Source organism: Shimia sp. MIT1388 (assembly GCF_047124445.1).
In the GTDB taxonomy this organism is placed as follows: Bacteria; Pseudomonadota; Alphaproteobacteria; order Rhodobacterales; family Rhodobacteraceae; genus Shimia.
In genome coordinates, this window is the sequence record NZ_CP138921.1 from 234,875 (window position 1) to 256,540 (window position 21,666).

The 21,666-nt window shown below is 54.9% G+C and carries 18 protein-coding genes and 1 pseudogene; 17 read left to right on the forward strand and 2 right to left on the reverse strand.

All coding sequences use genetic code 11. The features are described from left to right. Positions 1 to 57 precede the first annotated feature (57 nt). Positions 58 to 825, reverse strand: coding sequence for an IclR family transcriptional regulator (locus tag SIB92_RS01105; RefSeq protein ID WP_412554082.1), 768 nt, complete (start codon positions 823 to 825; stop codon positions 58 to 60). A 105-nt stretch (positions 826 to 930) separates the two neighbouring features. Between SIB92_RS01105 and SIB92_RS01110 the strand changes: the two genes are divergently transcribed. From SIB92_RS01110 to SIB92_RS01185, 16 genes and pseudogenes are all read left to right on the forward strand, one after another. Beyond that, positions 931 to 2,529 (forward strand): GMC family oxidoreductase, encoded by a 1,599-nt coding sequence (locus tag SIB92_RS01110; RefSeq protein ID WP_412554083.1) that lies wholly within the window; start codon positions 931 to 933, stop codon positions 2,527 to 2,529. 140 nt (positions 2,530 to 2,669) lie between these two features. Next, a complete protein-coding gene (locus SIB92_RS01115) occupies positions 2,670 to 3,764 on the forward strand; it encodes a TRAP transporter substrate-binding protein (RefSeq protein ID WP_412554084.1) in 1,095 nt (364 codons plus the stop codon). Between the two features lie 117 nt (positions 3,765 to 3,881). Continuing rightward, positions 3,882 to 6,356, forward strand: a complete 2,475-nt coding sequence (locus tag SIB92_RS01120; protein WP_412554085.1) for a TRAP transporter large permease subunit — start codon at positions 3,882 to 3,884, stop codon at positions 6,354 to 6,356. 3 nt (positions 6,357 to 6,359) lie between these two features. Further along, positions 6,360 to 7,406 (forward strand): DUF475 domain-containing protein, encoded by a 1,047-nt coding sequence (locus SIB92_RS01125; RefSeq protein WP_412554086.1) that lies wholly within the window; start codon positions 6,360 to 6,362, stop codon positions 7,404 to 7,406. 28 nt (positions 7,407 to 7,434) lie between these two features. Then, on the forward strand, positions 7,435 to 8,742 hold the full coding sequence (gene hisD, locus SIB92_RS01130) for a histidinol dehydrogenase (protein WP_412554087.1): 1,308 nt from the start codon (positions 7,435 to 7,437) through the stop codon (positions 8,740 to 8,742). Continuing rightward, positions 8,735 to 9,499 (forward strand): SDR family NAD(P)-dependent oxidoreductase, encoded by a 765-nt coding sequence (locus tag SIB92_RS01135; RefSeq protein WP_412554088.1) that lies wholly within the window; start codon positions 8,735 to 8,737, stop codon positions 9,497 to 9,499. Before hisD ends, SIB92_RS01135 begins: the two co-directional genes overlap by 8 nt. Continuing rightward, positions 9,496 to 10,476 carry an alcohol dehydrogenase catalytic domain-containing protein gene (locus SIB92_RS01140; RefSeq protein WP_412554089.1) on the forward strand — a complete coding sequence of 327 codons (981 nt, stop codon included), beginning with the start codon at positions 9,496 to 9,498 and terminating at the stop codon, positions 10,474 to 10,476. The genes SIB92_RS01135 and SIB92_RS01140 overlap by 4 nt, the downstream gene beginning before the upstream one ends. Positions 10,477 to 10,503: 27 nt before the next feature. Beyond that, positions 10,504 to 10,914, forward strand: coding sequence for a universal stress protein (locus tag SIB92_RS01145; protein WP_412554090.1), 411 nt, complete (start codon positions 10,504 to 10,506; stop codon positions 10,912 to 10,914). A gap of 27 nt (positions 10,915 to 10,941) precedes the next feature. Continuing rightward, positions 10,942 to 11,448 carry a sulfopyruvate decarboxylase subunit alpha gene (locus SIB92_RS01150; protein ID WP_412554091.1) on the forward strand — a complete coding sequence of 169 codons (507 nt, stop codon included), beginning with the start codon at positions 10,942 to 10,944 and terminating at the stop codon, positions 11,446 to 11,448. Beyond that, positions 11,445 to 11,999 (forward strand): sulfopyruvate decarboxylase subunit beta, encoded by a 555-nt coding sequence (comE, locus tag SIB92_RS01155; protein ID WP_412554092.1) that lies wholly within the window; start codon positions 11,445 to 11,447, stop codon positions 11,997 to 11,999. The genes SIB92_RS01150 and comE overlap by 4 nt, the downstream gene beginning before the upstream one ends. 41 nt (positions 12,000 to 12,040) lie before the next feature. Then, the gene (locus tag SIB92_RS01160; protein ID WP_412554093.1) at positions 12,041 to 13,117 is read left to right on the forward strand and encodes an alpha-hydroxy acid oxidase; all 1,077 of its coding nucleotides are present in this window, start codon (positions 12,041 to 12,043) and stop codon (positions 13,115 to 13,117) included. Between the two features lie 31 nt (positions 13,118 to 13,148). Next, positions 13,149 to 13,852, forward strand: a pseudogene (locus SIB92_RS01165) (IS6 family transposase). Between the two features lie 526 nt (positions 13,853 to 14,378). Continuing rightward, positions 14,379 to 14,918, forward strand: coding sequence for an alginate O-acetyltransferase AlgF (locus SIB92_RS01170; RefSeq protein ID WP_412554094.1), 540 nt, complete (start codon positions 14,379 to 14,381; stop codon positions 14,916 to 14,918). 4 nt (positions 14,919 to 14,922) lie between these two features. Beyond that, positions 14,923 to 16,299: an MBOAT family O-acyltransferase gene (locus SIB92_RS01175; RefSeq protein WP_412554095.1), complete on the forward strand. Its 1,377-nt coding sequence runs from the start codon at positions 14,923 to 14,925 to the stop codon at positions 16,297 to 16,299. A gap of 11 nt (positions 16,300 to 16,310) precedes the next feature. After that, positions 16,311 to 17,324 (forward strand): alginate O-acetyltransferase AlgX-related protein, encoded by a 1,014-nt coding sequence (locus SIB92_RS01180; protein ID WP_412554096.1) that lies wholly within the window; start codon positions 16,311 to 16,313, stop codon positions 17,322 to 17,324. Further along, on the forward strand, positions 17,321 to 18,625 hold the full coding sequence (locus tag SIB92_RS01185) for an alginate O-acetyltransferase AlgX-related protein (RefSeq protein WP_412554097.1): 1,305 nt from the start codon (positions 17,321 to 17,323) through the stop codon (positions 18,623 to 18,625). The genes SIB92_RS01180 and SIB92_RS01185 overlap by 4 nt, the downstream gene beginning before the upstream one ends. Positions 18,626 to 19,509: 884 nt before the next feature. On the opposite strand, the gene SIB92_RS01190 is transcribed toward SIB92_RS01185, so the two are convergent. Next, a complete protein-coding gene (locus SIB92_RS01190) occupies positions 19,510 to 20,418 on the reverse strand; it encodes a LysR substrate-binding domain-containing protein (protein WP_412554098.1) in 909 nt (302 codons plus the stop codon). Between the two features lie 150 nt (positions 20,419 to 20,568). Between SIB92_RS01190 and SIB92_RS01195 the strand changes: the two genes are divergently transcribed. After that, the gene (locus tag SIB92_RS01195) at positions 20,569 to 21,621 is read left to right on the forward strand and encodes a dipeptidase (RefSeq protein WP_412555781.1); all 1,053 of its coding nucleotides are present in this window, start codon (positions 20,569 to 20,571) and stop codon (positions 21,619 to 21,621) included. Positions 21,622 to 21,666 lie beyond the last annotated feature (45 nt).

Consider the following 21,666-nt stretch of genomic DNA (forward strand, 5'->3'; position numbering starts at 1 on the left):
GCAGAATTGTTGGATTTGATCTGTCCGAGTTTTGACATCATTTACCTTGAATCCAAGTCAGTCTTCTTGAAACAAAACGCTGCTTAGCCGAACTGCAGCATCATGCAGTATGTGTTTCTTTTCCACTGCATCATTCAGAGACATCCGTTGTGCAGGGCCGTGATAGGCCAAAGCTGCAAAGAAACGATTGTTTGGATCCAAAACAGGAACGGCAATCGCAACCATGCCTTCCAGGAATTCTTCTTGATCTAGAGAGTACCCCTGCTTCCTGATGGCAGCGAGTTGATCTAGGAGCTTTTGCGGATCGACAAGCGTGTGCTGGGTCATCGCTTTGAGGTTCAGCGAGGAGACCAGAGTTTCACGCTTTTTGGGTGCTAGACTCGCCAAAAATGTCTTGCCACTTGCTGTGCAATGAAAGGGTACGCTTGACCCGATTGGCAGTTGAATTCGGAACGGCCAATCAGTTTCAACGCGATCCAGGTAATGCATCCCAGAGTTTCCTGGCACTGCGTAATTGACCGTCTCGCCAATTTGTCGTGCCACGTCGGTGAGGATTTGATGGCGCGCAACGTGGTCTCTTGAGTTGTGCAGCAGGCCTGATCCCAAGTCCCGCAGACGGCGCGCCACCTGATAGCTCTTCGATTTGCCTGGGCGTGTCAGAAATCCGTTTTCCTCAAGCGTCACGCATAGTCTGTGAACCGTTTGTTTTGGGAGCCCGAGCTGTTCGTTGATCTCCGTCGCTGTCATCGCATGATCGCTTTTTCCCAAAACCTCCAAAATTAGAAGTGTGCGCAGATTGGTTGGAATCCGATCAGTCGGCGACATGAAGCCCTCTTCAAAAAACAATAGTGCATTTTTCGCGAATCATTGTAGCGTCAATATTTATGAAAAACGAGATCAAAAGTCTCAATTTTTGAGTTTTGAGGTGAAATGGAGTTCGACTTCGTAATCGTTGGAGCTGGGTCTGCGGGCTGTGCGTTGGCAAACCGATTGTCAGCGGACGGACGATACTCTGTTGCTTTGATCGAAGCGGGGCCTGCGGACAGAAATCCATGGATCCACATTCCGGTTGGATATTTCCGAACAATGGGCAATCCGAAGTCGGACTGGATGTATGTCACTGAACCGGACGACGGTATTTCCGGCCGGGCCATTTCATGGCCCAGAGGCCGGGTTCTTGGCGGGTCGAGCTCCATCAACGGGTTGCTCTATGTGCGGGGCCAACCGCAGGACTACGACCATTGGGCGCAACTGGGGTGCCTCGGGTGGTCGTGGGCAGATGTGCTGCCACTGTTCAAGCGGGCGGAAACCTGGCACGGCGTAGATGAGAGCGGTGTACGAGGGGCGGAAGGTCCGCTTTCGGTACAAGAGTCGCGATTGACCCGTACAGTGGTGGATGTGTGGCTCGATGCGGCGGAAGCGGCGGGGTACAAGCGCACGGCCGACTACAATGGCGAGGATCAAGAAGGGGTTGGATACTTTCAGCTCACCATGAAAGGCGGTCGCCGATGTTCTGCCGCAGTTGCGTATCTGAATCCGATCAAAGACCGAAAAAACCTCACCATTCTTACAAATTCGCAGGCAGAAAAGGTCCTAATTGAACAACAGAGGGCCACAGGGGTTCGTCTTAAACGCCATGGTTCCATGGAAATCGTGCGGGCACGCAAGGAGGTGATCCTGAGCGCCGGCGCCATAGGATCCCCTCAGATTTTGATGTTGTCCGGCGTAGGCGACCCTGAGGAATTGTCCCCCCACGGCATAGAAGTGCGCGCCGCGCTGTCGGGCGTTGGAAAAAACTTGCAGGACCATCTGCAGGCGCGGCCTGTTTTCAAAACCAATCTCAGCACGATCAACACAGAAGCCAACAGCATTTTCAAGCAAGGCCTGATGGCGCTTCAATATGCGCTGACACAGCGTGGCCCCATGACGATGGCTGCTAGCCTTGGAGCGGGGTTTTTGAAGACTGAAGACCATTTAGAGACCCCAGACATTCAGTTCCACATTCAACCTTGGAGTGCGGACAAGCCTGCGGATGGCCCTCATAAGTTTTCTGCTTTCACGGCCTCGGTTCTGCAATTGCGTCCCGAAAGCGCGGGCCATCTTTCTTTGCGCTCTGCAAAAATGGAAGAGCACCCGGAGATTCATCCAAACTACTTGGCAACAGATCTGGACTGCAAAACGATTGTAAAGGGGATTCAGATTGCGAGAAAAATCTCGCAAACGGCGCCGCTAAAATCTCACGTCTCAGAGGAGCACGCGCCAGGTCCTGGAGTGGCGCTGGATGATGAGCAAGCTACACTTGATTGGGCACGGCAAACATCAGTCACGATCTATCATCCCACGGGAACCTGCAAAATGGGCAACGATGATCGGGCCGTAGTTGACCCGCGTTTGCGGGTGAGAGGAATCGACGGGCTGCGCGTCGCCGATGCGTCGATCATGCCTCAGATCGTGAGTGGGAACACCAACGCACCTTGCATCATGATTGGAGAGAAAGCCGCAGACCTTGTGCTGGAGGATGCAAAATGACGCCAAGCACAGCAATCAGGTTGCCGCTTTCTCGCGTGAAACATGGGTCATCAGAATGGCCCCAAAAACTCCGGGGCACCGCCTTCAGCCCTGCGACAAATCAAAAAATACAGAGGGCTTTTCTCAAGGGAGGACTAAAAATGTTCAAACTTACGCAGGTAGCAGCCAGTGCTGCTGCGCTGGCGCTCATGGCGTCAGCCGCAATGGCGGAAAAGGTGCTACGTATTCAATCAGTGCTGCCGAACACCGCTGACGAAGTCCATATGCTGAATGAATTTGGCAAGGACGTCGCGGCTTTGACAAACGGCTCGCTGACGATCGAGGTATTGCCAGCCGGCGCGGTCGTAGGGCCACGTGACATTATGGATGCTGTTGACGCAGGCCTCGTCGAAGGAGGCTTTGCTTGGACCCACTATTGGGGCGGCAAACACGTTGCTGCAAACCTGTTCGGCGCACCGGTGGCGGGTGCAGGTGTTGGCTTGGACAACATCGCGTTTCTTAGCTGGTTCCAATACGGCGGCGGCAAAGAACTCTATGATCAGCTGTGGGTGGAAATGGGCGTGAACGTGAAAGGCTTTATGCTGCAGCCTGTCGGCCCTGAGGCTTTGGGTTGGTTCCCCAAGCCCATCGAGTCGATGGACGACTTCCGCCAAATGCGGTTCCGTGCCCCTCCAGGCATGGTTGGCGCCGCCTATGCCGACATTGGTGTGCCCGCGGTTGCTATGGGCGGCGGAGACATCCTACCAGCGCTGGAAAAGGGTACCATCGATGCAGCCGAATGGTGCTGTCCCAAGCCTGACAGCGTGTTTGGTTTCCAGAAAATCCTGAAGCATTACTACTTGCAAGGACTGCACCAGGTTACTGTGAACGCCGACATGTACGTGAACCTCGACTTCTACAACAGCCTGAGTGACACCGAGAAAAAGGCGCTGGAAGTTGCCGCGAACGCCTCTCTCTCCAAATCCTTGTCCTATCGGATCTATGAGAACGGCAAGGCCCTGAAGGACCTGACCGAAAACCATGGCGTGATTTTGGAAGATACTCCGGCTGACTACTTCACCGAGTACATGGCCGCAGCCAAAAACGCTCTTCAGGCCGCCGCAGATGAAAATGAGTTCTTTGCAGAAGTGTGGCAGTCCCAAAAGGATTTCGCAGACATCGCGGTTCCCTTCTGGGCTGGCGCTCAGACCTCCAACGCGGGGCTCGGCAGAGCCCATGCTGCAACGTTGAAATAACTTAATAACGTGCGGGGCCACGCTGGCCCCGCGCTTCAGTTTTGATGAGGACAGGCGTCCTTTTCAAAACTGAAGACCCGAAAATTGGGCGCTGAACGGGACAAGGGAGACAACGGCATGGCTGCAGAGGAGGTGAACCCCGATGAGCTCGAAATTGCAGACGAACTGATTGCGGAAAGGCGTGCCGAAGCTCCCGGTGAAACGCCGGAAGCCATGACGCCCTGGCAACGCCCAATCACTGCCGTTATTGACCGCATCAACTACCGCGCTGGCCAGATCATCGCCTTGATGATGGTGCCGTTGATCGCGGTTGTTGTGTACGAAGTTTTTATGCGGAATTCCTTTTCAATCCTGCAAAACGCGGGGTTTGAAGATCTGGCACGTTCATTGGGTCTAGGGCCGACGCTTTGGGTTTATGATACCAGCCGCATGATTGCGGGCATGCTTTTTATGGCTGCGGCAGGATATGGTTTGATGCGCGGCGTCCATATTCGCGCGGACTTCCTCTATCGAAACTGGACGGACAAGACCCAGGCGACAGTCGACGCGACGCTGTATCTGTTGTTCTTCATCCCGTCGATGATCTTCTTCACCATCGTTGCGTCTCAGTTTTGGTGGCTGGCCTTTTCAAAAGGCGAGACGATGCAGATCGACAGTGCCTGGGGACCGCTCTTATGGCCCGCACGGACAGCAATGCCGGTCGGGGCATTCTTGCTGCTCCTGCAAGGTATTCCGGAAATCTTTCGGGCCTTTCACAAAATGGGCAAAGACCGTGAGCGCTGGTTTGTTCGATTGTTGCCACTCTATTTAATCGGCCTGATCTGGCTTGTGCTCGCTGTGTTTTTGCCGGGCGCGGTGCCGGGCGGCGAGTGGTTTACGGATGTTATGAAGGCACGACCAGGACTCTCCAAACCCACAATCGGTTTGATCATGCTGGGCGCGATGCTGTTTGTGATCTTCATCGGGTTTCCGATCTCCTTCACCCTCATTTTCCTAGGATTTGTGTTTGGGATTTGGGGCTCGAATTTCAAGCTGACCACGCTGTTGCTCACCCTCAATACAAACTCGACCATGCTAAATGATCAGCTGATGGCGGTTCCGTTGTTTGTCCTGATGGGCATTGTCATGGAGGCCGCCGGGTTAATGGAGCGATTGTTCGCTTCGATCCAAATGATCATGGCACGGGTGCGAGGCGCACTTTTTATTGCCGTGCTGATCGTGTCTACGATTTTTGCAGCCGCAACGGGGATTGTGGGTGCTTCTGTTACCTTGCTTGGCATCATGGCGGGGGCGACAATGAGCCGCTCGGGGTACAACGTACAACTTGCGGCGGGGACGATCACTGCAGGGGGAACCCTCGGCATTCTCATTCCGCCATCAATCATGTTGATCGTTATGGGCCCGGTCTTGGAAGTCTCCACGCTGGACCTGTTCCGCGGCGCATTCATTCCTGGCGCGATTTTGGCGTCGCTGTATCTGGTCTATACTTTGGGGCGTTGCTGGTTGAACCCCGAGCTGGGGCCGATTTTGCCCGAGGAAGATCAGCCGGACACGTCCAGATTCTACGGCGCCGAAGTGGCACTTATCTGTCTTGGCATCCTAACTGTCTGCCGTGTTTTCGGGCTGAGCCTGGGAGGTGCTTTTGGAGCTGTCATGCCGTTTGGAGGCCTGATCGTTTTGGCCTTGGCGGTGACCGTGGCATATGCGGCATACAGGCGTCTCATTGTCTTGCGAATGGTTCTGCCGATTGCCGTCCTGTTTCATTTCTACATGATCATAGCCAACATGGGCGACGATGGCGCTTTGCCTGTCTGGTCGACCATTTTTGCCGTCTTTATGCTTCTTTTGGCATTCCTTGCGAGGCCGATTTACAGCGCCGAGGCAGACGGTGGCTTCTACTTCTCGGAGCTTTGGGATGAGTTTTTTGCCGGCTTGATGCCTCCGACGATATTGATTTCATTTGCGTTGGGCTCGATCCTTTTGGGGCTGGCAACGCCTGCCGAGGCGGCGGCCATGGGCGCTTTCGGTGCCATTCTCCTCTCGTTGGCGTATCGCAAGTTCACCATCCCGAGTTTCTTTGACAGCCTGGTCAAGGCCTTAGAGATCACGGTGTTGATCATGTTCCTTGTGGCGGCCTCGAATTTCTTTGGTGCACAGTTCAGTGCGCTCGGAACACCAAAGATGATGACCGAGCTCCTTCTTGGCTTGGACATGTCGCCTTACCTGATCCTTCTCCTTGTAATGGCCTTGATCTTCTTGTTGGGCTGGCCGCTGGAGTGGGTTCCAATTGTTTTAATCGTGGTTCCAATTTTGCTACCGACGGTTCAGGCATTGGATGTCTACGGATTGGAGCGCTACGATCTGATGGTTTGGTTCGGCATTCTGGTTGCTGTGAACCTACAAACCGCTTGGTTGTCACCACCAGTCGCGCTTTCGGCCTACTTTCTAAAGGGCGTGGTGCCCAACTGGGACCTCAAGGACATCTACCTTGGCATGATGCAGTTCATGCTTGTCCAGCTCTTTGGCCTGATCCTTCTGTTCATCTTTCCGCAGCTGGTGCTTTGGCTGCCGGCCTTTATGTCAGGAAACTAACGAATGAATACACCACGTAGTTCTTTGTCTTACTTGAAGTGGCCTTTGATCACGACGGTGATTGGTCTCGGACTCAGCGGATGGTTAGGCTGGGCGACGGAGGGGACTTGGGGAGGCGTCGTTTCGTTTCTCTTAGTTGGGACCGTGCTTGCTGCCCTCGAAATCGCCTTGTCCTTTGACAATGCGATCGTGAATGCAAACAAGCTGGTGGAAATGACGCCAGTCTGGCAGCGTCGCTTCCTGACATGGGGCATTTTGATTGCCGTGTTTGGAATGCGGATCGTGTTTCCATTGGCCATTGTCGCAATCTTCGCCTGGATAAACCCGTTTGCGGCCATGCATCTCGCGCTGTCTGATCCAGACGAATACTCCAGAATTATCGGGCATGCGCATGGTCCAATTTCGGCCTTTGGCGGGACCTTCCTGATGATGGTGGCCCTCAAATTCTTTATCGATGAAGACAAGTCGGTTGATTGGGTGGTCGCTTTGGAAAAACGCCTGCGGCTTTGGGGATCGATCCGTGGTTTTGAGATTGCCTTCGTACTCCTCGTCGTGGTTGTGATTTCCCGCTCTTTGCCTGTTCAGGAATTGGCTCCGTTCCTTTCTGCTGCGGTTATGGGCTTGCTTGTTTTCACTCTGGTAGATGGCCTCGGTACCTATCTCGACAATATCGCTGGCAAAACGACAGAGATCGGCGCCAAGGGGGGACTGGGTGCGTTTCTCTACCTTGAAGTGCTTGACGCGAGCTTCTCTTTCGATGGTGTGATTGGCGCCTTTGCACTTACGACAAACATCCTGCTCATCGCAATTGGACTGGGTATTGGCGCGATGTACGTGCGCTCGATGACAATTATGTTGGTCGAACGCGGCACCTTGGCAGAGTTCCGATATTTGGAACATGGTGCGTTCTATTCGATTTTCGCGCTGTCCATCGTGATGTTTTTGCAGTCGATCGTGCACGTGCATGAACTGATTACTGGCGGCATCGGCATCGCGCTCATCAGCTTGGCCTTCTTCGCTTCCATTCTTCACAACAAGCGCGAAGCTTGAGTTTCGTCTCATTCATAGGACTTCAAACATGACACGTATCTATTTGAAAAAGGCCACTCTTACTTCCCGTTCCGACGCAGGCGAAACGGCAAAAACGGTTGCGACAATTCTTGCCGACATCGAGGCGAGAGGCGAAGAAGCCGCTTTGGAGTATGCCGCAAAGTTCGACAAATATGATGGGAATGTGCAGTTATCGCAGGACGAAGTTGACGCTGCTTGCGCGATGGTGCCACAAAAACTCAAAGACGACATTCTCTTTGCACACGACAATGTTCGCCGTTTTGCTGAAGTTCAGAAATCCACAGTTGCGGATGTGCAATTTGAGATAAATCCGGGGTTGCTCGCGGGCCAAAAAGCGATCCCGGTTTCTGCCGCTGGGTGTTATGTGCCCGCAGGCCGCTATCGCCACATTGCCAGTGCCATCATGACAGTCACCACGGCAAAGGTTGCCGGGTGTGAGCACATCACTGTGTGTTCAGCGCCCCAGCCAGGCGTGGGTATTTTTCCTGCAATCGTATATGCTGCGCATGTCTGCGGTGCAGACAAAATCATGGCAATCGGTGGGGTGCAGGGCATCGCTTCCATGGCATTTGGCCTGTTTGGGCAACCAAAGGCAAACATCATTGTTGGGCCTGGCAACCAATTCGTTGCAGAAGCCAAACGCACTCTCTATGGCCGCGTTGGCATCGACATGATTGCTGGCCCGACCGACAGCCTGATCCTGGCGGACAAGGATGCTGATCCTCACATCGTGGCGACCGATCTCGTAAGTCAGGCAGAGCATGGATATAACTCGCCTGTTTGGCTGGTGACGGATCATCAACCATTGGCTGAAGACGTTTTGTCACGTGTCCCCGGCCTGATCGCAGATCTTCCGGAACTGAACCGCGAGAACGCAGAGGCCGCATGGCGCGATTATGCCGAAGTGATCGTGTGTTCCGATCGTGAAGAGATGGCCGCTACATCGGACGAGTATGCACCGGAGCACCTGACGGTTCAGGCTGATGGCCTCGATTGGTGGCTAGAGCGTCTGCATTGCTATGGATCGCTGTTCCTGGGCGAGGAAACAACTGTGTCTTATGGCGACAAAGCGGCGGGCACGAACCATGTTCTGCCGACATCAGGGGCGGCGAGTTACACCGGTGGCCTCAGCGTCCACAAGTACATGAAAATCGTCACGTGGCAGCGTTCAACGCGAGAGGGCTCCAAGCAGGTTGCAGAAGCCACAGCGCGGATATCTCGATTGGAAGGTATGGAGGGACATGCACGCGCTGCCGATGTCCGGCTCGCGAAGTACTTCCCGGATGAAACCTTTGATTTAACCGCGAATGGCTGAACCCAGAGATCTCTTTGACCTTACCGGGCATGTGGCTGTTGTGACAGGCGCGAGTTCCGGCTTGGGGCGCCGCGCCGCGCAAACCTTGTGCGCGGCTGGCGCATGCGTTGTTGCGGTCGCAAGAAGAGAGAAAGAACTTCAGGACCTCGTCGTTGGCCTCAGCTGCGAACGGGTGTCCTATATCGTTTCGGACATTGCTGATCAAAACCAGCTGACAGCGCTCACCGAGGAGTTGGCAGTGCCCTTTGGGTCCCCAGACATCCTGGTACACGCTGCAGGAGTGAACACGCGGCAGGAGGCGGACGACGTGACCCGTGAAGGGTGGGATAAAACGTTGGAGCTGAATCTGTCTGCGCCGTTTTTTTTGTCGCAAGCTCTTGTCGGGCCGATGAAAATGAAGGGCTGGGGGCGCATTGTGAATTTTGCGTCACTGCAGACCACAAGGGCATTTCCAGGCGGCATCGCTTATGGCGCGAGCAAGGCTGGCGTGGCGCAATTGACGCGTGCCATGGCGGAATCTTGGTCGAGATTTGGTATCACGGCAAATGCTATCGGCCCTGGCTTCTTTCCGACGGAACTGACCCAGGCGGTGTTTCACGATCCCGAAAGAGCGGAGCGTAACGCGGCCCAAACTTGCGTGGGACGCAACGGACGTTTGGAGGACATTGATGGCCCTCTACTGTTCTTGTGCTCCGAGGCGTCCAGATTTGTAACCGGACAAGTTCTCATGGTCGATGGGGGGTTCACGGCAAAATGAAGGCTCTGGTTTATGAGGGTGTTGGAACGCTCACCCTGCGTGACGCCGAAAGGCCGGCTCCTAAAAACGGGGAGCAACTGGTCCGTGTTCAGTCGGTTGGAATCTGCGGCTCTGATATGCACGCCTATTTCGGGCACGACGATCGGCGACCAGCGCCTCTAATCCTGGGGCACGAAGCGGCGGGTGTGGTCGAGGAAGGCCCTTGGAAAGGGCGACGTGTGACGATCAATCCTTTGGTGACATGTGGGGCCTGCCACTATTGCAGTTCTGGCAGAGAAAACCTGTGCCCTGATCGGCAAATTATCTCGATGCCGCCGCGCGAAGGAGCCTTTGCTCAGTTCGTCTCCATTCCGAGTCAAAACTTGATCGAGGTTCCAAGTGCAGTGCCGTTGGAAAAAGCCGCGCTTTGCGAACCCTTGGCGGTTAGTTGGCATTCGGTGACGTTGGCTATGGGGCGCATCCATCCGGATGAGAAACGGAGTGCTTTGGTCATAGGAGGAGGAGCGATCGGGCTCGCCGCAGCACTGGCCTTGAAGGCAATGGGCGTTGAAGACGTTGAAATCGCGGAACCCAACCCTTTGCGACGCGAGTTTCTGGCGGAACGGTGCGGCTTGAAGGTCAGTAATGCGCCCGAGCACACCGCGCCAATTGTCATCGATGCGGTTGGATATGGAGTGACACGGGCATCGGCCACAAAATGGGTGGAGCCCGGAGGTGTTATTGTCCATGTCGGTCTAGGGGACGGTGCTGACGGCTTGGACATTCGGCGTATGACGCTGCAAGAGATCAGCTTCATCGGCAGCTACACGTACACGGCAAAGAGTTTTTCCGACACAGCTTTGGCACTGTTTGACGGAAGGCTCGGGCCGCTCGACTGGTTCGAAACACGCGCCCTTTCTGAAGGCGCAAGAGCCTTTGAAGATATTCACGCGGGGCGCGTTGCCGCACCCAAGATCGTTCTCGATCCATGGGCATAAGCAGTTCGAGCCTGAAAGGAGCAAGACATGTATGACAGTATTCTCGTGCCTTTGGCACTCGATCACGGAATATCAGCTCAAACACTGGAAATCTCGCGCGCTCTCTGCAGCGAGAAGGGGCAGATCACAGCTCTGCACGTTTACGAGGTGCCAAAGGGGTCTGTAAGTGTTTACATCGGTGAGGAAACGGTCGAGCGAGGATTTGCTCGCGCGCGCCAAATCCTCAACGAAAAGATTGCCGGCATGGAAGGTGTGCGCGCCGAGATCACGCGGGGACAAGCTCATCTTGCAATCATCGAATATGCCGTAAAACATGGCCATGACTGCATCGTCATTGGATCTCATAAACCGGGTTTGGTTGATTACCTCATTGGCTCAACCGCAGCACGCGTCGTCCGCCATGCCCCCTGCGCTGTGCATGTTCATCGCGACAGCTGAAGCCAATCGTACATCAGGAGGAATACATTGAATATAGACAAGAAAATCGCCGATGATCTCGTTGCCAACGACATTCGGTTTGTCACCACTGTGCCCTGCAAGCAACTCGCAGGCGTGATCGAAGAAGTCGACCGGCGGGACGACATTTTTCACATTCCCTCAAATAAGGAAGATGAAGGAATGGGCCTCTGCGCAGGGGCTTGGATGGGCGGGAAACGTCCGGCCATCATCATGCAAAACACGGCAATTGGCGTCACGATCAATACGTTGGCCACCCTCATTCAGTACTACAGGATGCCGCTTCCGATGATCATTTCTTATCGCGGCGAGCTGCGTGAGCCCGTGGCTTGCCAGGTTGAAATGGCGGTGCACACCAAAGCGCTTTTGGCGCAGTTGAACATCCCCACCTACCATTTCCATTGGCAACGGGACGTTGAAGAGTTCGACAACATTCTGAAATACACCTTCATGTGTAATAAACCCGTGGCCATCCTGACTGACGCGAACTTCTGGGGAGGCTATGGCGACCAATGATCCGTTCTGAAATTCTAAAAGACATCGCACCAATCCTTCGTGACCAACTTGTGGTCTGTAATATCGGAATTCCTTCTCAAGAATTGCATGCCATCGATGATCAACCGACAAACTTTTACATGCTCGGAACCATGGGGCTCGCTTCCTCGATTGGTTTAGGGCTCGCGCTTACGCAGCCAAAACCTGTCATCGTCATTGATGGTGACGGATCCGTTTTGACCAACCTCGGTACCTTGCCGACCATTGGGAACAATGCTCCGAGCAACTACATCCTGATGATCATCGACAATGGATCCTATGGCTCAACCGGAGACCAGCCGACGTATACAGGTATGAAAACAGACCTAGCAGGCATGGCGAGGGCCGCCGGTTGCGACAATGTGGTCGAGGTTCAGGACGTCGACACAGGCGCGGCCCTGCAGAAAGCCATAGAGGACGGTGTCGCCACTGTGATGGTTGTAAAGTGCGATAGTGGGAACGCCAAAATGCCTGTTATTTCCATGGATCCTGTCGTAATCCGAGACCGTTTCATGAAAGCCGTGGCTGGTTGACGCTGCAAAGGGAGATCCATTCTGCAGAAGATGCTAGGCAGATGGCCAAGCGTCGTCTGCCCAGAATGATCTTTGACTACATCGATGGCGCGGCTGGCGACGAAGCGGGAGCGTTGAGAAACCGACGTGCGTTGGATGCGGTGACGTTGACGCCACGGATCTTGCGAGATGTCAGCAAGCGCTCACTTTCAACGGAAGTGTTTGGTTCGGAGGCAGGCGTACCCTTTGGCATTGCGCCCATGGGGATGTGCAATCTGTCTGCGCCCGGAGCCGATCTGATGCTTGCGAGACTTGCCTCCAAGTATAAAGTCCCTTTGGGCGTTTCCACTGTGGCGTCTACCCCTATGGAGGAGATGATTGAGACCGCTGAGGGGCATGCCTGGTTTCAGCTCTACTTTAGCGGCGACGGAGAGGGGACATTTCGCTTGGTCGATCGGGCAAAAGCTGCAGCGTATCAGACGCTTGTCCTGACTGTTGACGTCCCGGAGGTCGGGAGGCGGCCAAGGGAGTTGCGTCATGGATTTAAGATGCCTTTCAGGATTGGGCCCCGGCAATTTGTGGATTTTGCGCTGCATCCTTCTTGGTCGCTTAGAACTTTGAGGGCAGGGCGGCCAGATATGGCAAACTTTAGGAAGGACGGGTTTGACTTTGACCGAACGGAAAGCCGGGCCAAAGCGACTTGGGATACGTTGTCGGAACTGCGGGAGAGGTGGCACGGCAAACTGGTCGTAAAGGGTGTCCTGGATGATCAAGACGCTATTTGGTTGAAGGAACGCGGCGTAGATGCTGTGCAAGTTTCCAACCACGGCGCGCGCCAGTTCGATTGTGCCCCGTCGCCGATCGAGGTCGTTCCCAAATTTCGATCTGAATTGGGAGTCGACTACCCAATTTTCTTGGATAGCGGTATCAGGTCTGGAAGTGACATTCTCAGGGCGATTGTATCGGGCGCAGACTTTGTTTTCATCGGGCGCATCCTGCAATTTGCGATCGCAGCAAATGGAGAAGCTGGCCTTCTTCAACTTTGGAAAGTGCTGGAAGAGGAATTGAGCATTGCTATGGCAATGCTTGGTCTGGCTGGTCTGAAGGGTGTCGGTACTGTGAGAAGAAACCGCAGTTGAAGCGAACAAGCTGCAGCCCCAGCGCCCTGACATGTCCAAGATACCTCCGTTTCTCTACTTCAAAACCAGTCCAGGGATTATCCGCCTGGCAGTGATACTTTACGTCCGTTTCCCGCGCTTGTTTCGCAATGTAGTGGATCTCCTGCAAAAACGCGGTGTCGATGTAAACCTTGAAGCAGTGCGATACTGGTGGCATCGGTTAGGGCCTTCATTCGCTTCTGAGGTCAGCAAACACCATATCCGTGGAACGAAATCTATCAGCTGGCGTTGGAACTGAATGAGGTTTTCGTGAAGAAAAACAGTGAGCGGCATAACCTTTGGTGTGCTGTTGACCGCGAAGGCGAGGTGCTCGGAAGCTATGTCACGAGGAAGCGAGACAAGAAGGCTGCGCTAAAATCCCTAAGAAAAGCAATACGCAAGCATGGTCAACCGGAAGTGATCGTGACTGACAGATTGAGGCCGTACGGGGCTGCGATGAAGGAACTCGGCAACGCCCACAAACAGAAAACGAGCCGTTGGCTAAACTACTGAGTTGAGAGTTCGCACCTGCCTTTTCGACGAAGGGGACGGGCAATGTTGTGTTTCAGACGCATGCGAAGTCTGCAAAAATTCGCCGCCGTTCATGCTTCAGTCTACAACGTTTTCAATTCGGAGCGCAGCCTCCACTCCAGATCAAAATTCAAACTTAACCGTACAGCCTCTCTGTCTGAGTGGCGCAGTCTCCGCGCGGGATAAGGACAGTGATGCTGTCTCACCTGACACGAGGTCGAGTTGGTCTGACAGCGCCAATTAGACCAATCCCGAGAAATTCGGGAATGGTCATTGGTCCTTATGTGGGTTTCAAGACGGCGCGATGGATTGCTCTCGAATGAATGTTGCGGACGTTCGCACGCAAGCTGTCGAAAGTCCGCTATGGGCCGACAGCGGAAGCCGTTAGAAGGGCGGAGAAAAGGCTTTCGCTGCGCCCCGTCTGAACGTCCGCAAAGTGTGAGAATCGCGTCTGCGGATGTCCTGGATTGGCCCTTGGCAACTGTTTACTTTCGATTTCAGACAAAAACTGCGGCACTTCTAGGCGCCACGCCTAGCTCGCACAGTATATTTTGCCGGCTCAGTTCCCAAAGGAGAACCTGATATCCTTTGGCGACAGACGATTATCCTTTCGCTAGCCCTATAGGCCTCGACGTTTCGATACTCCTGTTTCAAAGGGAGTAGGTCGATGCACCGATCAAAATTTGCAGTGTCTGTAATTTTTGCAGTTTCAATGTCGCCAGATACTGTCTGGGCGGGCGACAATGAACTCTACGACGATCCACCGCCCGAGGACGCGGTATTTGTTCGATGGATTGAGGAAGAAACCGCGCCGAGAGTACTGGGCATCCAAATGCCTAAAAATCCCGGCGACGTCTTTTTTCCAATCTCCGCCGCTCTGACTGACGGCGGGCGTGCAGGGTCGTTTTACACGGCAGCCGTTGATGCTACAGGCAATGTCCATGTCATTCGAGAGCCAGATCGAGGGGACAGATCAAAAGTACTTTTGACCCTGCTAAACCTTTCCGATGAGCGCGCGCGGCTTGTTCTGTCAGATCAAAACATCGACGTTATCGGCACCACTGACATCAACACCGCAGGTGGCAGAACCGTCAATCCTGTTGCCGCCACACTTTTGGTTGTAACCTCGTCTGGGGCCGTTCTGGGCAGTTTTGATGTTCAACTGCGAAGAGGACAGAACATCACGTTTGTGGCACGCCCCGACGGAGCGGACCTCATAGAGAACCGGTTCGGTCCAAATATCGGGGGGTGACGGAATGGTGTTCTCAACCCCCATCTTCGTGTTCGGTTTCTTGCCGTGCTTTCTGGCCGCCTACTATACGCTGCCAAGAACTCTTAGGAACTGGCTGATCCTGCTGGCCTCAACGCTGTTTTATGCCTGGTGGCGCGCCGATGCCCTTGTCGTACTCTACGCCATCGCTGGTGGCAGCTACCTTGCGGGCCACGTTGCATCAAAAACCAATAGCCCCAGAACAAAGACATGGGCGGTCAGGTTTGGGGTTACCTTTAACCTCGCCGTTCTCTGTTGGTTCAAATACACAACCTTTCTGCTCGGCAACCTGAATACGGCGCTGGGTGGGGAGGCCCTGATTGTACCGGAAATCATCCTGCCAATCGGGCTGTCGTTCCTGGCGTTTCAATCCATCAGCTATGTGATTGATGTGGCGCGCGGCGATGCGCCTACCGCCAGGAAGCTCTCGGACTTTCTCGCGTTCTCTTCATTGTTCCCGCAACTGATCGCCGGACCGGTGCTGCGCTACAAGGACCTCGCGCATCAGTTTGAGCACCGTACTCACACGCTTTCGCTTTTCTCCAAAGGTCTTCGCAGGTTTCTGCAAGGGCTGGCAATGAAGCTACTTGTGGCGGACAGCGTCGCACCCCTCGCAGACAGGATGTTCGCTTTGCCCGACCCGACAATGGCTGAAGCCTGGCTCGGCGCCGCAGCGTACTCCATCCAATTGCTCTTTGACTTTGCAGGCTATTCATCCATGGCGATTGGCTTGGGTCTGATGATTGGGTTCCACTTCCCGGAAAACTTCAACGTGCCCTATGTCAGCCGGTCCATCACCGAGTTCTGGCGCCGCTGGCACATCAGCCTGTCCAGTTGGTTGCGCGACTATCTCTATGTGCCCTTGGGCGGTAACAGGCGCGGCAGGGTTAAGACGTATCGCAACCTGCTTTTAACAATGGTTCTGGGAGGGGTTTGGCACGGCGCCAATTGGACCTTTGTGGTCTGGGGCATTTGGCATGGTGGCCTCATGGCAATCGAGCGAGCCTTGGGCGCAAAACACCGAGAAACGGTGTGGCCAAAGGCCGTCGCGTGGCCGCTGACCATGGTGTGCATCATGCTTGGTTGGGTTGTGTTCCGCGCGGAAACGCTGGCTGACGCCGGAGCGATGTATGCGGGCATGGTTGGCGCACATGGCATCGCAATGCGACCGGAGTTGATCACACTCACCACCACAACGGAGTTGTGTTTTCTGCTGATAGGGGCCGCCATCTCCATCGGTCCGCGTCCGGCGCTTCCCAGGTGGACACTCTCACCAGCGCTGCAATCCGCCCTGCTGTCGATCCTCTGTTTCGTCGCTCTGCAGGCGCGCACCAACAGCCCTTTCCTCTACTTTCAGTTTTAGGGAGCAATCCTATGCAAGCTTCGTTGGACAGCCTTTGCACACTCGGGATCGCCGCGCTTCTGGCAGGCCTCTCGGTCACGGCGTTTTCGCACACCGATACAGGCGACCCCTCAAAGGGCTGGGCAAATGGCACCTATCAAAGGGGCTATGAGGACCGATTTGAAACCTCTGTCCCGGCTCATGAAAGCGCGGTTGCGCTGTGGTCTGCGGCCAAATGGGTGTTCTTTCGTGAACCCGCAACAGGGGCGGTTGCTGGCAACGGCGGCTGGCTTTTCACCGCCGAAGAATTCACCGAGCCGCCCCCCCACCGCGATCTCGCAACCGAGTTGGCGCAGGTCGCCGACGCGTTGGTGGCGGACGGCATAACGCTCGTCCCTGTGATCATTCCAGACAAGGCGCGCGTGCACGCACACCGGCTAAAGCGAGGGCGATCCGAAGGCTTTGAAACACGTTATGATGCGGCCCTCGCCACAATCCGGAAAGCCGGGATGATCGAGATTGATTTGCGAGAAGCCCTTCAGTTTGAAGGCAGCTTCATGCGCACAGACACGCACTGGAGCCCGGAAGGCGCGCAACGCGCCGCAGCGACCATCGCCAAGTCCCTGGGAGACATTGCATTGCCCGAGGCGCAGGTGACCACAATTGCAAAAGGCGCGGCATCGCTTGACGGTGACTTGCTGCCGTTTGTCGCGACTGGTCGCTATCGGGATCGAGTAGGCCCCGCAGCCGAATTTATAAACACGTTCGAAACCAACGTGACCTCATCCGGAGGACTATTTGGCGCCGCCGATATCCCCGTTGTCCTCATAGGCACGAGTTACTCGGCCAAGACAGAGTTCCACTTCGAGGGTTTCCTGAAACAGGCTCTGCAGGCCGACGTTCTCAATCTCAGCCGCGTTGGCCAAGGCCCCTTCAAACCCATGGATGCGTTCTTGGAGGAGCGCTCCAACCTTTCGTCCCTCCCATCCATCGTTGTCTGGGAGATCCCTGAACGCTTTTTGACCAGCCGGAGAAAGCTCCCATGAAGTATCACATCCCATTGATTGCGAGCCTAGTTGTAGGCTCTGCCGCGCAATCCGCCCCCTATTGCGAAGGGCTTCTCAACCGAGAGGCCCTTCCCAAGAAGTACGCAAAAATTGCCCCAATCTACAGCGATCAAGCTAGTGGCTGGATCTTCACTCAGGACCAGTTGAAAAACCGCTACGACATGAAGTCTTCCTCGCTCAAATTGGTCCAAGCCATCGTTGAAGAATTCGCGTCCCGAAACGTGCCACTAGCCATTCTCATCGCGCCGCCGCGGCCCGTCATCTCCGGGCAAGACAATCTTGATGCAGCTATGGGACAGCACCTTTACAGCGTGGCAGACGCGCGCTCTTCTTTTGATAAGATGATCGCGCAGCTCGCAAGCACAGGCGCCATTGTTCCTAACCTGTCAAATGTGGCTCTGGCCGACCCCGACATCAGGGACCGTTTCTATTTTCGGCGCGACACGCATTGGACAGCTGTGGGAAGTGCCGTGAGCGCCACTGCTCTCGCACACACCGTGAACACACATGCACCTGATCTCTTTGCCAATGATGGAAACTTAGCTTTCCGGGAACTTGAGGCCTCGGGCGCGATACAGGAAGAAGGATCCCTTGCCGAAGTTGTACACAAAGCTTGTGGAATAACCTTGCCCGCAGAAACGTCGGAAACTTTCAATCTGTCTCGAAGTGGCGACCTATTGGAAACGCACGCGGACGGCCCCGCAATTGCCTTGCTTGGAAGCAGTTTTTCCAATCGCTACAAACGAGATCACTATAGGGTCGCGGACGCGTTGGCCCGCGCCTTTGATGCTGAGGTTGAGAACTTCTCCGTGTCAGGCGGAGGCCCGATTGGTGCCATTGAGGCCTATGTGATGTCCGGCGCGTTGAAACGCAAAGACCACGACCTAGTGGTGTGGGAACTGCCCTATACTGAAAGCTTCAACTCGCAATCCTTTTTGCGCCAATTGTTGGGCGCCCTCAGCGAAAGCCGCGCACCAATCAAAGCCGCCGAATTGCAAATGCAACCTCAAACAACTCTGGTCAAACTTGCAGAAGGCACGGCGGCTTTAGGCATCGAAATAGAGGCCGAGGACATCGCAAAACAGAGCTTTGACCTAGAGGTGCGCTTCGACAATGGATCAACGGCCAAAGTCTATCTTGGGCGCCGCAGCTCCGTTCCTGTCAACATGCGCGCATCAAGCTTAAGAAGCAGCCTATCACACTACGGAAACAGAACCCCTGTAGAGATTGTAGTTACTCCAATCAAAGGTGCCAGTGTCAAAGATGTCGCTGTTTTTTAGCCCTGTCGCCTATGCCAATGCACTAAACTTCTCGGGATTTGACTGTTTCTCCATCCATTGTTTTCGGCTGCCCACAAGCTCATCATGCCACGGAACTATGCGACCTTCAGTAAACGGTTTCGCAATTCAGGATCTGCTTTGACAAACAAACCGGCCGTTGGTTTTCAACTTAGCAATGACGGCTTTGGGCGGAAAGCAGTCATTCGCTATGTTTCCCGTACATTCCTGCAGCTACCCGCTTAACAGACATCGCACACAAGGCTGAACTTGCACATCCAGCGAACGGCGCCATTGATGCGCGGCCGTGTTGCACCAATGTCTACAGTTGGGAGACCGCGGTGAGTTGAGAGGGCCGGCTCGTGTATTATCATATGAGAATGCGAATGTGTTTGAGTGATGGAAGTAGATCAGTATGTGGTACTATATGTGGTATGGGGGGATATGACATATAGAAAATCACGATAATATAGTTATTTGCGTGATTAATTAGTCGGACACCTCCTCCGCCATCTTATCTAAGCTCTTGATTTGTTGGTTGGATTTGTGCGCGCTGCAAGGGCACGTAGAACTTGGCCGACTGTAACGACGGGGTGGCGTGATATGGAAACTGCGGTCTTACGAAGCCGTCCTGACATATGTCGGAAACGGTGATCTGTTAGAAATCGGCTGTTGGATAAATAGCCAAACCGAGAAGTCTTACCTTCCGTCCTGAGGCAGGGATCGCGCAGAGCAGCGATTTCGAAAAAGGGCTCCAACCTTGTGGGGATTAACGGGCGCATTCCTGTCCAAGTTGAGACAGGTTCGATCAGGTCTGACAGCACCACTGGCGGTCCAAACTGCGGCTATAGACGACTACAAGACCACGGCACATGTGCCATAACTTCTTACAAAGCTTCGGAAAATCCATCCTGTGGGGTGGTGAGCCGAACGTGACGTAAAAAAGCCCGGCCGACATGGGATAGCGGCCGGTCCTCGCTGGAAAAGAACGTGGTCGTGAAACGGATCGGCGCGTTGAACCGGCGGTAGACGATCCTGTCATCGGCATATAGCGCAGAGGGGAACGGGTTCAGGATCGAAACGCCGGCCCCTTCCTTGACCATGTCCGCCGCAAACTGCCAGGTGTCCGCCTCCATCACCGGCGGTTTATAAACCCCGGCCTGAGCCATGATGCGGTCAAATTTGCCGCGCGTGATGTTGTTTTGGGTCAGCGAAATCAGGTTTTCATCGCGCAGATCCGTTGGTTCGATCTGGTCTTTTGCCGCCAGGGGATGATCTGACGGCAAGGCGCAGACCGCCGGAGAGCGGCGGAACGGAATGGTCTTCAGGCCCGAGCGGGTCATGTCCACGCCAACCAATGCCAGATCGCAGCTGTGTTCCAGCACGTAGCGGGGCATATCGTCATTGGTCGCGACCAGGATGCGCAGATTGTAATCTGGCTTGGCGCGCATGAAGCTGGAACAAATATCAACAAGATAGCGATGGGTGTAGCTGGGGGGCGCAATCAGCGTCAACGTTTCCCGCACCGGTTCAATTGGCCCATCGATCCGGGCCAACGCGTCAAACAGCGGATCCAGTCGACGGTTCAGTTGCAGGGCCTCGGCGGTGGGGCGCAGGCGGCCGCCATCCCGTTCAAACAGAATGTAACCTGTGCGTGCTTCGAGGTTGGCAATCGAGCGGCTGACAGCAGGTTGCGACAGGCTCAACCGGGCCGCGGCAGCGGAGGCTGTGCCGGTCTCCATCAAAGCGCGAAACGCTTGGTATTCGGGCAGGCTATGCCAGTTTTTACGCACCATTGTTAGGGTCCCGCAGCTTTCCTGATTGAGCTATAGCTAAAAGTTATAGGGAGTCTGATTGCCTATTACATTACCTTAGGTATCATCGCGACAAACAGGACCCAACCAAAAGGTTTGCAACCGTTGCTTGATCGCCCCTCTGCCTCTGACCTGAAACACCCGCTGATCTTTGATGGCCATAATGACCTTTTGCTGAAGGTTCAGCAGGCCGGCGGCCTGTCTGCCTTGTCCCACTACATGGAGGGCGGGCCGGGGCATCTGGATCTGCCAAAGGCACAGGCCGGTGGTTTTGGCGGTGGCTTCTTTGCGATCTATGTGCCTTCGGCCACCAATGTCGATGTAGACGATCTGGATATGCGCGATCCGCCCTATGATTTGCCGCTTCCCGATGCCATCAACTGGGAAGATGCGGTGACCGTGGCGATGTCACAGCTTGCGGTCCTCTTGCGCTTGGAGGAACAGGGCGGCCTGAAAATCGCCCGCACCGCCCGGGACATCCCCGAGACTATGGCCCAGGGCAAAGTCGCCGCGATTGTCCATATGGAAGGCGCCGAGGCGATCGACCCCGATTTCGAAACGCTGGAAGTGTTCTATGCCGCAGGTCTGCGCTCGCTTGGTCCGGTCTGGAGCCGCCCCACCATCTACGGGCATGGGGTGCCGTTTCGTTTCCCGTCGGATGGCGATATCGGCCCCGGTTTGACCGATCATGGCATCAGGCTGGTGCGTCGCTGTGATGAAATGGGCGTGATGATCGACCTGTCACATCTGAATGAGGCCGGGTTCTGGGATGTGGCGCGCCACAGCACCAAACCGCTGGTCGCAACCCATTCCAACGCCCATGCCTTGTCTGCTTCGGCGCGCAACCTGACAGACAAACAGCTGGATGCCATTGCCGAAACGGACGGCATGGTGGGGCTGAATTTTGCCACCGCCTTCCTGCGGGAGGATGGGCGAATGGATGCGGACACGTCGCTGGACACCATGCTGCGCCACCTCGATCATCTGATGGCGCGTTTGGGCGAAGACCGCGTTGGTTTTGGCTCGGACTTTGACGGGGCCGTGGTTCCCTCAGACATCGGCGATGTCAGCGGGCTGCCCGCTCTGCGCAAGGCCATGATGGATCATGGCTATGACGCGGCGCTTTTGGAAAAACTCTGCCACCGGAACTGGGTCCGGGTGCTGGAGACAAGCTGGGGCCATTAACCCGGCACGCAAGAAAAATCCCAGATTAAATCAACAGGAGAATGG